The following is a 13,714-nucleotide window of genomic DNA, read 5'->3' on the forward strand; positions in this document are numbered from 1 at the left end:
TTTGTCTAACAATTATGAGGCACTTCAAATAGATCAGCCTGGCGGGATTTATGAATTAAGTTGGGCTAGCTGGATTCGAACCAGCGCATGACGGTACCAAAAACCGTTGCCTTACCGCTTGGCTATAGCCCAATCAAGTGACCCGTGCGGGATTTGAACCCACGATACCAGCGTGAAAGGCTGGTGTCTTAACCACTTGACTAACGGGTCATTTGCAATGCTAGTTAATTTTAGCAAGGCTCTGCACAAAAGGCAAGGATTTTTTATCAATAGGACCGGCGGCTAATCAAGCTGCCATAGCTATGCCGCTGCCCAGCTAGCTGCTGGGCCCGGTTTTCCGCTAGGATCCAGTAGTTGACCTCATGAGCGGCCAGCAACGGCCGGTAATTCTGCGGATCCCGCTGCCGGTATTCCTGCCCCCGCCGGTCGAGTTCCTGCTCATAGATTCGCTGGCAGTCGGCGACGGTTGCCGCTCGTGCTAAGTAACGTTGGTAGTCACTGCCCATCTGCTTACTCCTTATCCTGCAAAAAAGTTGTGACGGTCTGTAAAATCTCAGCGAGCTTCGGCCCCTCCAGGAGGTGACCTTCTCCTGACATGAGGTAGAGCTTGCTCTGTGGCAAAATCACATTGTACTTGCGCGCCGCCTCTGGGGAAACGACCTGGTCATCCTCGCCGTGAATAATGAGGGTCGGGCCGGCAAAGTGCTGGGCTGTCTCGTAGATTGGCAACAACTGGGCAGTCCGGAAATACTGACCACTGACTGCCTGGCCGTGAACCGACACCGTCAGCGGAATCTGGTTCGGGTCGTACTTGCTTCCCTGACATTCCCCCTTGAGGGCATCGTCCTTGAGCGTTGCCGCGGGTGCCAGCAAGACGAGCTTGGCAATTACGTCACGGTAGTAGCCAGCCAGCATCGAAGCTACCACACCACCCTGGGAATGTCCCACCAGGTCAATTTCCTTGGCGCCGAGCGTGGTCCGAGCATAGTCAATGATTGCCATCCCGTCCAGCAGCTCACTCAGCACCGTCATTTCAGCAAAATCGCCATCACTTTCCCCGCAGCCGGCAAAATCAAAGCGCAGGGTTGGAATACCAGCGTCATTTAACGCGTGCGATAAATCATAGAGCAGTTTCCCCGGGTGGTTGCCCCGGTCGCCCATAAAGCCGTGCATTAAAATTGCTACATGGTCATTGTGGAGGGTCGCCGTTCCCTCCAGGAGGCCACGGAGGGTGCGGCCTTCCCGCTTGATTTCAACTTCCATACTATTCTCCTCTTTATTCCAAACGTTGCTATTGTTATTTTAGTCCATTTTAAGTTGAGAAAACAATCATCCGCCCCGGAATCGTCAAGCGTGCCGGAGCGGATGATTAATCCTATTTAGCTGTTAGGTAGCCCTTGGCCTTGAGCAATTCAGCGAGTTCAATCGCCCCGCCAGCGGCTCCCCGGGCGGTGTTGTGGGACAGGCCGATAAACTTCCAGTCAAAGAGCTTGTCAGGCCGGAGCCGGCCGATGGAAATCCCCATCCCGTGTTCAAAGTTGACGTCGTAGCGGACCTGGGGCCGGAAGTCGTCGTCCAGGTACTGGATAAACTGCTTAGGCGCGCTCGGCAAGCCCAGCCGTTGTGGTTCACCACTGTAGTCTTCCAGCGCCTTAATCAGTTCTTCCTTCGTCGGGTCCTGCTTGAAGTTAACGAAGGCCGCCACGGTATGTCCATACAGGACCGGCACCCGGAGGCACTGGCTCGTAATCACCGGTGATTCGGCCGGGACAATTGCCTTCTGTTCATCATCAACGTGTCCCCAAATCTTGAGGGGTTCGTCCTCAGACTTCTTTTCCTCACCCGGAATATAAGGAATCACGTTCCCCTGAATTTCCGGGGCGCCCTCTAGGGTCTTGCCGGCTCCAGAAATTGCCTGGTAGGTGCAGGCCAGGACCTGGGTTGGTTCAAACTGCTTCCAGGCAGCCAGCGCCGGGGTATAACTTTGAATGGAACAGTTCGGCTTAACGGCCACAAAACCGCGCTGGGTACCTAAGCGTTCTCGTTGATACTTGATGACATCCGTGTGGTCAGGGTTGATTTCCGGAACCACCATCGGCACGTCCGGCGTCCACCGGTGGGCACTGTTGTTGGAAACGACTGGCGTTTCGTGCTTTGCGTACTCGTCCTCTAACTGACAAATCGCGTCTTTATCCATGTGGACCGCGGAAAAGACAAAGTCAACCTGGGAAGCAACCGCAGCAACATCCTCCGCGTCCAAGATCGTCAGGTCCTTGACCCCTTCTGGAATCGGCGTCTTCCCCATCTTCCAGCGATCCTTAACAGCGTCCCCGTACTTTTGCCCAGCGCTGTGCTTGCTGGCTGCCACCACCGTTACCTTGAACCAGGGGTGGTTCGCCAATAACGTCACAAACCGTTGGCCAACCATTCCAGTCGCGCCAATCACACCAACCTTTAATTGCTCACCCATTACGAAAATCCTCCACATCTATTTTCATTAGTTTTTAATTAACTTCTAATATACACTTGTTATGTGAAAGATTCCAGAAGATTACTTACAAAAAATCCTGCGTGTTCACGACTTAGGAAACGCAGGATCTTTCTGTCATTCTAATTAATGCTAAACAAATTGCATCCCACCGTCACAGAGGATCGTTTGCCCTGTGACATAGTCTGACTGCTCGCTCGCCAGGAATTCAACCACCTTCGCGACATCGTCTGGCTCGGACAGGCGGTTTAAGGCCACTAATGACTCATAATCTTCCATCGCCAGGCCCTGATCAACGGCAATCTTTCGCATCATCGGTGTGTTAACAATTCCGGGTGCATAGGCATTGACGGTAATGCCCTGCTTTGCTAAATCCCGCGCCGCAACCTGGGTAAGGCCGCGAACCGCAAACTTGCTGCTGCTATAAAGCAATTCATTCTTGTTGCCACGGACTCCGGCTTGCGAGGTCGCATTTATAATCTTACCAATAATTTCTTTACCGCTGCGGGTCTTCTTTTTAAATTGTTCCAGGGCCGCTTGAATCCCCCACATATCGCCCGCGACGTTAACGTTCATCACCTTGTTAAATAGTTCAGGAGTAACGTCCTCAATCTTAGTGACCGGGCCCAGTCCAGCATTATTAACTAAGACGTCGAAGCCGCCCAGTTGAGCTGCCGTCGTTTGAACGGCTTTACGGAAGTTAGCGCGGTCCGCAACGTTTAATTCAACCGCCATTGCTTCACCACCGTCTTGGTTAATCTCTTGGGCAACTTTTTGTGCATTGGCAAGATTCAAGTCCGCAATTGACAGTGCAAACCCGGCCTTAGCCAAGCGAAGCGCGATTGCTCGGCCAATTCCTTGCCCCGCTCCAGTAACCATTGCCACTTTTTTACTTGCTACCATCAGATTACTTCCTTTCGCTAAACTAAACTCTAGTACCAGGCCGGCTTATCACCATCAGTGTGGGGCTTGTTCACCCCTAAATCCTTGCGGGCGTACTTTGCGGGATCCACGATGATGGCCGCCACCAAAGTACCGATCGACTTCCGCGAAACCTCGGTTCCCTTGAAAGCCTCACCCCGTTCGGTCGTTTCGTACTCCACCTCGTCCTTATTGGTCAACCAAGCTGGGCGAATAATCGTGTAGTCCAGGTCAGAAGCGGAAATTACATCCGCGGCCTTCCGGTAAGTTCCCAGATAGCTGTCTTCCTGGCCGCCACCAAGCATTTCGTTGTTCCACTCGCCAAACTTGCCCGGGACCTCGTCATAAATTCCAATCGAAGAAATCCAGACGAGCTGCTTAACCCCATTCTTATCCATCGCTGCCACAATGTTCTTCGCCTGCTGTTCAATCTCTGGATTACGTAAGTTAGCGTATACCACGTCCGCTTGCGCCACAGCTGCATCTAGGCTCGCGGTGTCCAAGGTGTCACCCTTAATAACGGTTTCCCGTGCTTCATCCGTGACGGTCAGGTGTTGCGGGTGGCGGGTGAAGAGCAGCAGGTGGTCATCCGTTTCGTCCAGCAGGGCCGTAATTGCGTGGCCCGCGATTTGTCCAGTCGCACCAAGAATCAAAACTTGTTTCGTCATTTTTTCTTCCTCCTATCCGGTTAGTACACTTTCAGTATAGCTGGGTTATATCTTATTAAAAGTAAGCACTTTTGGGTAAGCAGGTTACCTCGAAGTAAGAATTGTAAGCGCTACGCCACCGCGCGCAATTTAAATTAATTTGCCATATAATGGCAGTAGGAACAATCCAGTGAGGAGGGGCAATATGAAAATCGTAATTGCCGACTACGCGGGGTCAATGATGCCCAGCCACGAACTAGAAAAGCAGGTCTTATCAGCCGGGCTGCCAGACTGTCAAATTTGTACCTATACCTATCACGATGACCAGCGAGCCGACTTTCTCCAGCTCGTCCACGATGCCGATGCACTGCTGACTGCCTTTATCAAAATCGACGAGGAGGTATTAGCGGCAGCGCCACGGCTTAAAGTGGTCTCAATCAACGCTACCGGCTACGACAACGTAGATCTAGCAGCGGCACGCCGCCACGGGGTTGCCGTTTGTCCTGTCGGTGAATACTGCACGGCGGACGTAGCGGAGTTCACCATTACAACAATGCTGGCCCTGGTTCGCAATCTCAAGGCATATCTAACCGACGTCGATGTTCACCAGCAGTGGCGCTACGACTATGCCCAGCCTAACCGGCGCCTCAGCAATCTGACCCTGGGAATTTTTGGCCTGGGGAAAATCGGCCGGGCAGTGGCAACTCGGGCTGCAGCGCTGGGAATGCGGGTGCTGGCGGTGGATCCCTTTATCAGCCAGAAGAACTATGCCAAGGTGGCTGACCGGGTCCAGTTGGTTCCCGCGGCCACCCTCTTCCAGCAGGCCGACATTATCAGCAACCACATGAACCTCAACGATAGCAACTATCACTTTTTTACCGCCGACCGGTTTAAGCAGATGGTCAAACACCCCTACTTTATTAACATGGCCCGGGGTGCTGAAGTGGACGAACCCGCCCTGGTGGCTGCCCTCGACAGTGGACAGCTGAAGGGTGCGGCTCTTGACGTGCTGGCGACGGAATTCCCCGACCTGGCCACTAACCCCCTAGTTGGTCGCGAAAACGTCCTGGTCACCCCACACGCGGCCTTTTACAGCAGTGACTCCCTAACTGCTTTACAGAGAATTTCCTGTCAAAACATTGTCGACTACCTCACCGGGCACCCCGAAAAGGTCTTTAAACTCGTTGTTAACCCAAAGGAGGATTCACATGACTATCCCAACTAAAATGTATAATACCGGCGCCGACTACGCCCTCTCCATCATCGGTGGGAAGTGGAAACCGGTGATCTTGTACCTCCTCGCCGGACACCCACGGCGAACCGGCGAACTCGTCAAACAGCTGGGAACTTCCCACAAAGTCCTGAGCGACCAATTGCGGGAACTGACCGACGCTGGAATTGTCAGCCGCAAGAGCTTCAACACGATGCCGCCCCACGTCGAATACCAGCTGACCGCGGAGGGCGAAAACCTCTACGCTGCCCTCCGCTACCTCAACTACTGGGGTGAGCAAAAGGCAGCGACTAGTTCCACGGTGAAAATTATGTGTACCAACCAGATGAAGTCTGCCGGTGATGATGGCCTCTGCGTAATTACCAAGCAACACCTCCACCACTGGAAGCAGGAAATCGTTAAGCAGGATTAAGTTTCATGTGAAACATAAAAAGGGGCTGGGAGAAAACATTGCTTTTCTCACCAGCCTTTTGCTAGTTCTTAACTATATATAAAGATAACGTGCAAAACCAATAGGCTAACTGCGTGTCGTAACCACAGGGCTAGTGTCTAACGCCGCGAAGCAAGGCTATTTGCCTACGAACGCTAGCCGGCCCGTACCGTGCCAACTATCGTTCTAGGTTAGCCATACGCCCTGTCGAGAAGGTTATTTCCCACTCACCTTAATTTACGATGTCGGGCGAATTCCTAGAATTAGAGAAACCAGCAGCACTAAGACAACTGCTCCGATGACCGAGGGGATAATGGCCATTCCGGCCAACTGTGGTCCCCACGCGCCTAGAACCGCTTCACCAATTGCCGAGCCAACTAGCCCAGCGATGATGTTACTGATTAGCCCCATTGAGCCGCCCCGGTTGGTAATTGCCCCTGCTACCAGGCCAATTAACCCACCAACAATTAGTGCCCAGAGCCAGCTCATTGGGTCCCCTCCTTGTCATTACCGGTCAGACTATCTTTAAGGTCTTGAACCTTGTCCTTAGCTTTGCCGAGGACCTTCTGTGTCTTTCCGGCTGCTTCTTCCTGACGGTCGCCAGTTATCTTACCCTTAACCTCTTTGAATTTGCCTGCTACTTGATCTTTCAAGCCGTGCTGATTGCTAACCATCAATAATCAACCTTTCTATTTGGTGACTGGTGCAGTAAACAACGCGGGCCTTTCTCCCGATGACTAATGGTACTTTCTGTTATTAAGTCTAACAACAACTGGACGGGCCGGCAATTCGGTTAGCTTGGACTTACGGGTTCCTTAATTAACTTACGTCTTCCTTACGAAAGCTAAAGCCGTCATAAACAGTTAAGACCGAGGCTGGAAATTAACTCAGCCTCGTTTCTGTTTTAAAGATAAAATGCCTCAGCGCAGTAGATGGCTGGCAGTTCAAACGCTGATCAATCAGCATTTGACACCCTCAAATAGTCTTGCTGCGCGTCAATGGGGGGCAATGAACTAGCCACGCTAGCTCTGTCCCACACCCTATTCCTGCAGAAACTGGTCTGCACAGGCTAAGGCCTTCCCGCCATAGACGGTGGATGGGCCGCCACCCATCATGATGGCAACGTTAATCGTTTCGACGATCTCGTCCCGGGTTGCCCCTAGCTTAATTGCCCCTTTGACGTGCTGAACAATGCAGCCTTCACAGCGAATCGCTACCGCAATGCCGAGTGCTTCCAGGGCCTTCGTCTTGCTATCCAATGCCCCCGCCTTAATTGCCTCCTCATGAACACCGAGGAATGCCTTTCCGGTTGCTCCGGTGCTAGCAAAGAGGTTCTTGTTGTTTGCCATTACTTCATTCAGTTCTTACTTGTAATCTGTCATGTCAATCTTCCTTTCATTTATTAACACTTGCCCACTTATCGTCAATGATACATCTTAGAAAGCGCTTTCTCAAGTGGTGTTAAAACAGGGGTTCAGAACCCGGCTACGGCCACTTCTGAACCCCTGTTTTTTTACTTTTCTAAGAATTGTTTACTGCAAAGAATCCCAAGCTGTCAGCTCAATTGGCTGCTGAGCGGCTAAGTCTTGGAGGTCCTTACTTAGGTACTTCTTGTTGATGACGGCCTCATAGGTGTATTCCTCGAACCAATCCTGGGTCATCACGAAGTAGCCGTTGTCACCGTTATCCTTGCCCCAGCTGTTTTCAATCTTCCAGCGGGTTGGCTGGTCATTTACCAGGTCAAAACCGGTCAGGGTCATGGCGTGGGAAACCATTGCCTGCCGTGATTCCAGCCGGTCCTTCTTGTCCATGGCGAAGTCGACACCCAATAATTCCTCACGGTGGAAGAGCTTGGCGTCCATTAACCCCCGCTTGCGGTCCATCTGCTGAAGAACATCATTGCCGACCCAGACAGTTTCCCCGGCCTTCAGCTGCTTGATTGCGGCTTCCTGCAGGTCTGCGAATGGGACGTTGACGAACTTAATCGGCACTCCACCAACAACGCTATCCTGACTTGGCATGGAGTAAACCCGCTGGTAGTCGTGATCGGGCGCATTGGTAACGACCACGTAGTCGTTGAAGTTGGTATCAAAGTACTGGTGATAGAAGTCGAGCGGCATCAAGTCCAGTACCTGGTGGAACTTCTTGTCGTCATCACGGAATTCCAGGTCAAACTTAACCGGTGGTTCACCAAAGGCATAGGCAGCGACCTTGTACACGTCAGCCATCATCCGTTCCCGGGCCTTGGCGAGTTCATCCTCGCTATCCCCGTGGCTGACCATCCGCCGCAACTCCAACGCGTCCTTGCGCATCAGGTAGTTCATCACTTCGGCCACATCGCTGGTGTCCTTAGTGTTGTGGGTGTCCGGCATCACGTATTCCGGAACAACCCCGTACTTTTCAACAATTGAAGCCGCGTTAGCCCACTGACCACCGTCATTTAGGGCGAAGTTAAGGTAAAAGTCGACCAGCCGGTCATGGAGCGGCCGATCCGCGGTCGCAATCACCTTTTGGAAGAACATATTGGCTCGTTCGATCCGGTCCCAGAAGAACAGGTAATTTTGGGAAAGTTCAAAGTCCTTGAAGTGGTACTTCGTGGCAAACTTGTGCCGGAGCGTGTTCAGGGCCGCAAATGACCAGCAGCGCCCACTGTGCCGTTGGTTGCTTGGCTTCCCGGTTTTAATTTCGTACGAAAATGCCCGGTGGAGTCGTTCGCTGGCTGCCGGGTCCTCACTGGCGTTCTTAATCCCGTTCTTTTGAATGGCCCGGGCGATGACGGCCGCATCCCGCCGGTGGTGAAAGGCCTGTTGGTATTCTTTAACCATCTTGGCCGTTAGTTCTTGTTCAGACATAATCTGCCTCCTCAAATTCGTTGATTATTTCTATCTTAGCACTTTCGAGGAATTTGCAGTGCTAAAAAGGCTGGCCGCGAGTTCTCCCGCTGCCAGCCCCAACACATTAATTGTCTTCTTTTAACTTTCGCTTGACCATCGCGGGGTCGGCCTTGCCAGGGTTTAACTCCACAAGTTTGCCCGAGCCGCTGTAAATAATCCACTCCGCCAAGTTGACGATGTGGTCCCCGGCCCGTTCGAGGTAGCGGATCACGGAGAGGTAGGTCCCGTAGCTCTTGACGTCCTCCCGCAACTTGACCAGGGCATCCATGATGGCATCCTGCTGCTGGACGTAAATCAGGTCGACCTGCAAGTCCTCGTTGGCGACCTCGTAGGCCTTCTGCTCATCGGTATAGACGTACGCATCCATGACCTTCTCCAACATCTGGCGAACGATCATCATCATCTTTTCAATCTGCTTTTCGACCTGCTCGTCAGCCTCATCCGCGCTCAGCCTGATTCCTGCCCGGGCGATGTGGGCCGCGTAATCTCCCAGCCGTTCAACATCCGAGCTGGCCTTCAAGATTGAAATAATCTTCCGAAAGTCCGTCGCCACCGGTTGCTGGAGGGCCATCAACTTGAGGGCCTGTTTTTCCAGCTGAATTTCCTCGTCGTTTAGCTGGTGGTCATTTTCTAGTACCTGGCGAGCCAGCTGGGCATCCTTTTCATTAAAGGCCTTCGTCGCTTGGTAGATTTGCTCGCTGGCGTCAATTCCCATCTCCATAAAGCGGCCGCGCAGCCGTTTTAATTCATCATCAAAGATTGCTCCCATGGTCTTCCTCCTAACCAAACTTACCGCTGAGGTAGTCTGCCGTTTGCTCCTCCTGCGGGTTCATGAAAATTTGCGAAGTCGGGCCGAATTCGACCAGCCGGCCCTGGTGCATGAAGGCTGTCCAATCCGCCGACCGCGACGCCTGCTGCATGTTGTGGGTCACCATGATAATGGTAAACTGCTCCTTTAATTGTACTAGGGTATCCTCGATTTGCGAAGTCGAAACCGGGTCGAGGGCACTCGTCGGTTCGTCCATCAAGATGATTTCTGGCCGAACCGCCAACGTCCGCGCGATACAGAGCCGCTGCTGCTGGCCCCCGGAAAGTGCCAGTGCGCTCTCCTTTAGCTGGTCTTTGACTTCATCCCACAAGGCGGCCTGACGAAGACTTTCTTCTACCCGCTGGTCCAGCACCTGGCGGTCACGCTCCCCCGCTAACCGCAGGCCATAGATGACGTTCTCGTAAATTGACAGTGGAAAGGGGGTCGGCTGTTGGAAGACCATCCCGATTTGCTGCCGAACCCGGTAGACGTTGACATTCGGCTGGTTGATGTTGAAGCCATGAAAATTAATCATCCCGGTCACGGTGGCGAGATCATCATTCATCCGGTTAAGACTCCGCAGGACCGTCGACTTCCCCGATCCTGACGCGCCAATCATTGCCGTGATCTGGCGGGCCGGAAACTTCAGTGACACGTCCTGGACTACCCGTTTGTCGCCATAAGCGACGTGGAGGTCTTTGACTTCTAATGCAATTTGTTCTGTCATGTTATCCCATCCTTACTTTGCCAGTCGCCGCTTAATCAGGTAGCCAACCAAGCGGGCGAGTAAATTGAACGCTAAGATCGTAATAATCAAGACCGCTGCAGACCCATTAGAAACGGCCCGGGCGTCGGGAACCAAGCCTTCGCTGTTGACCTTCCAAATGTGGACCGCCAGGGTTTCAGCCGGGCGCAATGGGTTGAGGAAGCTAGTCGGACTGAAGGGGTTCCAATCGGTGTAGCTGATCGCTGGAGAACTCTGCCCCGCGGTGTAAATCAGGGCTGCCGCCTCACCAAAAATCCGTCCGGCACTCAGAATGGCCCCGGTGATAATGCCAGACAGGGCCGCCGGCAAGACAATCTTGGTGGTCACCCGCCACTTCGACATCCCCAGTCCCAAGCCAGCCTGACGTTGCAACTGGGGCACCTGCTGCAGAGCGTCCTCGCAGGACCGCGTCAACAGGGGCAGGTTCAAAATGGTCAGCGCCAGGGCCCCCGCTAGCAGGGAAAAGTCCAGGCCAAACTGGAGCACGAAGACCAGGTAACCGAACAGCCCAATTACCACTGACGGCAAGGAGCTCAGTACCTCGATCGCCAGGCGGAGGGTAGCCGTCAGGCGGTTTTGCGGCGCGTACTCGCTCAAGTAGATGGCCGCGCACAACGCCAGGGGCACCGAGACCAGCATGGTCAAGACGACTAGGTATAAGGAGTTAAACAACTGGTCCCGGATTCCACCACCGCTCTTGAAGGATTCGGCTGGTGAGAAAAGAAAGTGCCAGGAAACGTTTGGCAGACCGACAACGAGGAGGTAGCCCAGGAAACTGATGATTAACAGGCCAACCAGCCCGGCCAGCGAGAGGACGACCGCAGTGGCAATTTTATCAACTTTTTCTGCCCGCATTAGTGAGCCCCTTTCTTGGCGACCAGCCGGAGAAGCAGGTTGAACGCCAATGACATTAGCAACAAAATCAACGCCAGTGACCAGAGGGCGTTATTGGAGGTGGTCCCCATGACGGTGTTCCCGATTCCAGTCGTCAGCACACTAGTCAGGGTCGCGGCCGAAGACATCAGCCCGTGCGGCATGACCGCCGCGTTTCCAATCACCATTTGCACGGCGAGGGCCTCACCAAAAGCCCGGGCCATCCCAAAGATCATTGCTGTTAGGATACCGCCCTTGGCGCTGGGGATCACTACCCGGGTGATGGTCTGCCAACGGGTCGCCCCCAGCCCTGCCGAAGCGAGCCGGTATTGTTTTGGCACCTGACGGAGGTTGTCAATCGTCATTGAGGTCATGGTTGGCAGCACCATCAAGAAGAGCACGCAGGTGGCTGCCAGGATTCCAAAGCCGGTTCCACCAAAGAGCCGGCCCAGCCGCGGCACGATCACGGTCAGGCCAACGTAGCCATAGACGACCGAGGGAACACCGACCAGCAGCTCAATGACGGGCTGGATAAGCTGGTTGACCCGCGGGGGCAGCATTTCCGTGATTGCGACCGCACTGACCAGGGCCAGGGGTAAGGCAACAATTCCTGCCAGGAGGGTCACCGCAAAGGAGGTGACAATCATCGGCAAGGCGCCGTACAAGTGGTGACTCGGCTGCCAGTTCACGCCGCTCAGGAATTTGCCCAGGGAATAGCCATCCTGGATGAAGAGCGCCACGCCCTTGCTCGTTAAGAAAATGAGGATCGTGGCGACCAGTCCGCCGATAACTATGATTGCTAAATAGCTGATGATTTTCCCCCGCCACTCCTGACGGCTCTCTGCAGACGGGGTTAGCAGCTCCTGTTTGACTTTATCCATCCCATTACTTCCTTTCGCTTACCTGGCCGGTTGCCGACTTGGTCACTTTCATCTCGTGGATGCTGACGTAATTGGCCTCCTTCACCAGGCCATTTTGGACCTTCCCCGACTGCATGTACTTGATAAATTGCTGGGTCGCCCGGTTCAGCCGCCGCTGCGTGTACAGGTGTTCATAAGACCAGAGCGGCCAGCGGTTGGTCGTGACGTTGCTGGCCGTCGGGGCAACCCCGTTGATTTTTAACGGCTGAACTGTCTTGTTGAGATAGGAAAAGGAGATGTAGGAAATGGCCCCGGGAGTGTTCGTGACGATTTCCTTCACCGTTCCGTTGGAGTCCTGCTCCTGTGCCTGAACAGCATGGTCACCCTTTCTGAGGACCGTCTGCTCAAACGCCAGCCGGGTTCCACTCCCGTTGGCCCGGTTAATCACGGTAATCGGCAGGTCCGGACCACCGACCCGACGCCAGTTGGTAATTTGCCCGGTGAAAATCTGGTGCAGCTGCGTCATCGTGAGGTTTTTGACCCCCAGCTTGGGATTGACAATCGGGGCAATCCCCGATACGGCAACGATGTGGTCCCGGAGCTTGTGGGCATCAATGCCGTCCTGCTGGCTAGCAAAGATGTCTGCAGAACCGATGTTGACTGCCCCGGCCTGGACCTGGCTCAGCCCCGTCCCGGAGCCGCCGCCTTGGACGGTAATGTTGGTAGTTGGTTGCCCCTGGCGATACCTGGATGCGACTGCCTCGGCTAGTGGTTGCAGCGCGGTTGAGCCAACGATTGTGACTTTCTCCTGGGCAGGGTGGTGTTTGGCGGCCACCCAGCCAGCTCCCAGGCCGCCGACGAGCACCGCCAAGATGATTCCCAATAATATTCTCCGCATGATTGCCTCCTAGTTGTCTTTACGGATTTCCTATGATACAAATAAGGATAGCAAGCCACTGTAAACTTTTAATTGAAGCAATGTAAAAGTTATGTAAATACTGGAGAATAATCCCGAATGGCGAAAGAATTTCTATTAATGAGCCAGTCAGCGGAACTCGTGGACCAACTGACGGCCACCTGCAAGAAGGCCCGCTGGCAGCTCGCTCAAATCACTACCCCGACTGGCCTCGTGGTTGCCCTGGAACAACGCCCGGTCACCGGTATTTGGTGGGATCTCAGTCACGTCAGCCTCGATACGACGATTGCCACCATGACCCTGGTCCGTCACCAGCTCACCGGCCCGATTATAATTCTGGTCCCCGAGGTGACAGACCGGATCCAGCGGAAACTCTTCCACGCGCAGGTCGATGACGTCCTTGCCCTGCCGGTTGATGAACGCAGCTTTCGGGCGCGGGTAGAGCAGCGACTGTGGCTCTACCGCCACGTCCAGTTTGCGAAACCAGCACCAGCCGAGGCGCCAGAAGAGAATGCGGTAATTGCCGCCAACGACTGGACGATCGACCAGGCCAACTACACGGTTAAGAAGGCCGGGCAGCCGGTCGAACTAACGCCCAAGGAGTTTCAACTGCTCTCATACTTAATCAACCACCACAACCAGGTCCTCAGCCGGGAACAGTTAGTGTCCGGTGTCTGGGGGTACGATCTCCTGGCGAGTTCACGGATCGTCGATATCCACATCAGTCACCTGCGTGATAAGCTGGAGGACGACCCCCACAAGCCCGCTCACCTGCTGACTGTGCGGGGCTTTGGCTATAAGTTTGTATAAGAAAGAAACCGCCCTGATTAGTTAGGCATAATCAGGGCGGCTGGGAGATAATATGAAGTGACCTCCTTAT

Annotated in this window: 17 protein-coding genes and 2 tRNA genes; 3 read left to right on the top strand and 16 right to left on the bottom strand. The window is 53.8% G+C overall.

From position 1 onward, the window contains the following. Positions 1-60: 60 nt before the first annotated feature. From FC49_RS08850 to FC49_RS08880, 7 genes are all read right to left on the bottom strand, one after another. Positions 61-132, bottom strand: a tRNA-Gln gene (locus tag FC49_RS08850). Positions 133-138: 6 nt separating this feature from the next. Then, positions 139-210 (bottom strand) — tRNA-Glu (locus FC49_RS08855). A 56-nt stretch (positions 211-266) separates the two neighbouring features. Further along, the gene (locus FC49_RS08860) at positions 267-506 is read right to left on the bottom strand and encodes a hypothetical protein (RefSeq protein WP_003715675.1); all 240 of its coding nucleotides are present in this window, start codon (positions 504-506) and stop codon (positions 267-269) included. A gap of 4 nt (positions 507-510) precedes the next feature. Then, on the bottom strand, positions 511-1,263 hold the full coding sequence (locus FC49_RS08865; protein WP_056984817.1) for an alpha/beta hydrolase: 753 nt from the start codon (positions 1,261-1,263) through the stop codon (positions 511-513). A gap of 112 nt (positions 1,264-1,375) precedes the next feature. Then, a complete protein-coding gene (gene asd, locus FC49_RS08870) occupies positions 1,376-2,470 on the bottom strand; it encodes an aspartate-semialdehyde dehydrogenase (RefSeq protein ID WP_056984818.1) in 1,095 nt (364 codons plus the stop codon). Between the two features lie 150 nt (positions 2,471-2,620). Then, positions 2,621-3,391 carry an acetoin reductase gene (locus FC49_RS08875; protein ID WP_056984819.1) on the bottom strand — a complete coding sequence of 257 codons (771 nt, stop codon included), beginning with the start codon at positions 3,389-3,391 and terminating at the stop codon, positions 2,621-2,623. 29 nt (positions 3,392-3,420) lie between these two features. Further along, a complete protein-coding gene (locus tag FC49_RS08880) occupies positions 3,421-4,077 on the bottom strand; it encodes an SDR family oxidoreductase (RefSeq protein WP_056984820.1) in 657 nt (218 codons plus the stop codon). A gap of 184 nt (positions 4,078-4,261) precedes the next feature. Here FC49_RS08880 and FC49_RS08885 point away from each other — a divergent pair, with 184 nt between their 5' ends. Further along, positions 4,262-5,281, top strand: a complete 1,020-nt coding sequence (locus FC49_RS08885; protein ID WP_056984821.1) for a hydroxyacid dehydrogenase — start codon at positions 4,262-4,264, stop codon at positions 5,279-5,281. Next, a complete protein-coding gene (locus FC49_RS08890) occupies positions 5,265-5,699 on the top strand; it encodes a winged helix-turn-helix transcriptional regulator (protein ID WP_056984822.1) in 435 nt (144 codons plus the stop codon). The genes FC49_RS08885 and FC49_RS08890 overlap by 17 nt, the downstream gene beginning before the upstream one ends. A gap of 255 nt (positions 5,700-5,954) precedes the next feature. Here FC49_RS08890 and FC49_RS08895 read toward each other — a convergent pair whose 3' ends face one another. The 9 genes from FC49_RS08895 to FC49_RS08935 form a co-directional block, all read right to left on the bottom strand. Next, positions 5,955-6,206, bottom strand: a complete 252-nt coding sequence (locus FC49_RS08895; protein ID WP_056984823.1) for a GlsB/YeaQ/YmgE family stress response membrane protein — start codon at positions 6,204-6,206, stop codon at positions 5,955-5,957. Next, positions 6,203-6,391 carry a CsbD family protein gene (locus FC49_RS08900; RefSeq protein ID WP_056984824.1) on the bottom strand — a complete coding sequence of 63 codons (189 nt, stop codon included), beginning with the start codon at positions 6,389-6,391 and terminating at the stop codon, positions 6,203-6,205. The genes FC49_RS08895 and FC49_RS08900 overlap by 4 nt, the downstream gene beginning before the upstream one ends. Positions 6,392-6,757: 366 nt before the next feature. After that, complete coding sequence (locus FC49_RS08905) at positions 6,758-7,066, bottom strand: carboxymuconolactone decarboxylase family protein (protein WP_056984825.1); 309 nt, start codon at positions 7,064-7,066, stop codon at positions 6,758-6,760. Positions 7,067-7,249: 183 nt separating this feature from the next. Continuing rightward, positions 7,250-8,569 (bottom strand): C1 family peptidase, encoded by a 1,320-nt coding sequence (locus tag FC49_RS08910; RefSeq protein WP_056984826.1) that lies wholly within the window; start codon positions 8,567-8,569, stop codon positions 7,250-7,252. A gap of 106 nt (positions 8,570-8,675) precedes the next feature. Next, on the bottom strand, positions 8,676-9,380 hold the full coding sequence (gene phoU, locus FC49_RS08915) for a phosphate signaling complex protein PhoU (RefSeq protein WP_056984827.1): 705 nt from the start codon (positions 9,378-9,380) through the stop codon (positions 8,676-8,678). A gap of 10 nt (positions 9,381-9,390) precedes the next feature. Next, on the bottom strand, positions 9,391-10,146 hold the full coding sequence (gene pstB, locus FC49_RS08920; RefSeq protein ID WP_056984828.1) for a phosphate ABC transporter ATP-binding protein PstB: 756 nt from the start codon (positions 10,144-10,146) through the stop codon (positions 9,391-9,393). A 12-nt stretch (positions 10,147-10,158) separates the two neighbouring features. After that, positions 10,159-11,040, bottom strand: a complete 882-nt coding sequence (gene pstA, locus FC49_RS08925; protein ID WP_056984829.1) for a phosphate ABC transporter permease PstA — start codon at positions 11,038-11,040, stop codon at positions 10,159-10,161. After that, complete coding sequence (pstC, locus tag FC49_RS08930; protein WP_056984830.1) at positions 11,040-11,939, bottom strand: phosphate ABC transporter permease subunit PstC; 900 nt, start codon at positions 11,937-11,939, stop codon at positions 11,040-11,042. The genes pstA and pstC overlap by 1 nt, the downstream gene beginning before the upstream one ends. A gap of 4 nt (positions 11,940-11,943) precedes the next feature. Further along, positions 11,944-12,816, bottom strand: a complete 873-nt coding sequence (locus FC49_RS08935; protein WP_056984831.1) for a phosphate ABC transporter substrate-binding protein PstS family protein — start codon at positions 12,814-12,816, stop codon at positions 11,944-11,946. A gap of 117 nt (positions 12,817-12,933) precedes the next feature. On the opposite strand from FC49_RS08935, the gene FC49_RS08940 reads away from it, so the two are divergent. Continuing rightward, positions 12,934-13,644, top strand: coding sequence for a winged helix-turn-helix domain-containing protein (locus tag FC49_RS08940; RefSeq protein ID WP_003714249.1), 711 nt, complete (start codon positions 12,934-12,936; stop codon positions 13,642-13,644). Positions 13,645-13,714: the final 70 nt, after the last annotated feature.

Source organism: Limosilactobacillus oris DSM 4864, from assembly GCF_001434465.1.
Classification (GTDB): domain Bacteria; phylum Bacillota; class Bacilli; order Lactobacillales; family Lactobacillaceae; genus Limosilactobacillus; species Limosilactobacillus oris.

What these genes read in the sequence shown, in the direction of transcription:
- FC49_RS08875 (WP_056984819.1), bottom strand. Translation starts at nt 3,391, where the DNA reads ATGGTAGCAAGTAAAAAAGTGGCAATGGTTACTGGAGCGGGGCAAGGA.
- FC49_RS08935 (WP_056984831.1), bottom strand. Translation starts at nt 12,816, where the DNA reads ATGCGGAGAATATTATTGGGAATCATCTTGGCGGTGCTCGTCGGCGGC.
- FC49_RS08910 (WP_056984826.1), bottom strand. Translation starts at nt 8,569, where the DNA reads ATGTCTGAACAAGAACTAACGGCCAAGATGGTTAAAGAATACCAACAG.
- FC49_RS08865 (WP_056984817.1), bottom strand. Translation starts at nt 1,263, where the DNA reads ATGGAAGTTGAAATCAAGCGGGAAGGCCGCACCCTCCGTGGCCTCCTG.
- FC49_RS08885 (WP_056984821.1), top strand. Translation starts at nt 4,262, where the DNA reads ATGAAAATCGTAATTGCCGACTACGCGGGGTCAATGATGCCCAGCCAC.
- FC49_RS08905 (WP_056984825.1), bottom strand. Translation starts at nt 7,066, where the DNA reads ATGGCAAACAACAAGAACCTCTTTGCTAGCACCGGAGCAACCGGAAAG.
- pstB (WP_056984828.1), bottom strand. Translation starts at nt 10,146, where the DNA reads ATGACAGAACAAATTGCATTAGAAGTCAAAGACCTCCACGTCGCTTAT.
- asd (WP_056984818.1), bottom strand. Translation starts at nt 2,470, where the DNA reads ATGGGTGAGCAATTAAAGGTTGGTGTGATTGGCGCGACTGGAATGGTT.
- pstA (WP_056984829.1), bottom strand. Translation starts at nt 11,040, where the DNA reads ATGCGGGCAGAAAAAGTTGATAAAATTGCCACTGCGGTCGTCCTCTCG.
- FC49_RS08890 (WP_056984822.1), top strand. Translation starts at nt 5,265, where the DNA reads ATGACTATCCCAACTAAAATGTATAATACCGGCGCCGACTACGCCCTC.
- FC49_RS08860 (WP_003715675.1), bottom strand. Translation starts at nt 506, where the DNA reads ATGGGCAGTGACTACCAACGTTACTTAGCACGAGCGGCAACCGTCGCC.
- pstC (WP_056984830.1), bottom strand. Translation starts at nt 11,939, where the DNA reads ATGGATAAAGTCAAACAGGAGCTGCTAACCCCGTCTGCAGAGAGCCGT.
- phoU (WP_056984827.1), bottom strand. Translation starts at nt 9,380, where the DNA reads ATGGGAGCAATCTTTGATGATGAATTAAAACGGCTGCGCGGCCGCTTT.
- FC49_RS08895 (WP_056984823.1), bottom strand. Translation starts at nt 6,206, where the DNA reads ATGAGCTGGCTCTGGGCACTAATTGTTGGTGGGTTAATTGGCCTGGTA.
- FC49_RS08900 (WP_056984824.1), bottom strand. Translation starts at nt 6,391, where the DNA reads ATGGTTAGCAATCAGCACGGCTTGAAAGATCAAGTAGCAGGCAAATTC.
- FC49_RS08940 (WP_003714249.1), top strand. Translation starts at nt 12,934, where the DNA reads ATGGCGAAAGAATTTCTATTAATGAGCCAGTCAGCGGAACTCGTGGAC.
- FC49_RS08880 (WP_056984820.1), bottom strand. Translation starts at nt 4,077, where the DNA reads ATGACGAAACAAGTTTTGATTCTTGGTGCGACTGGACAAATCGCGGGC.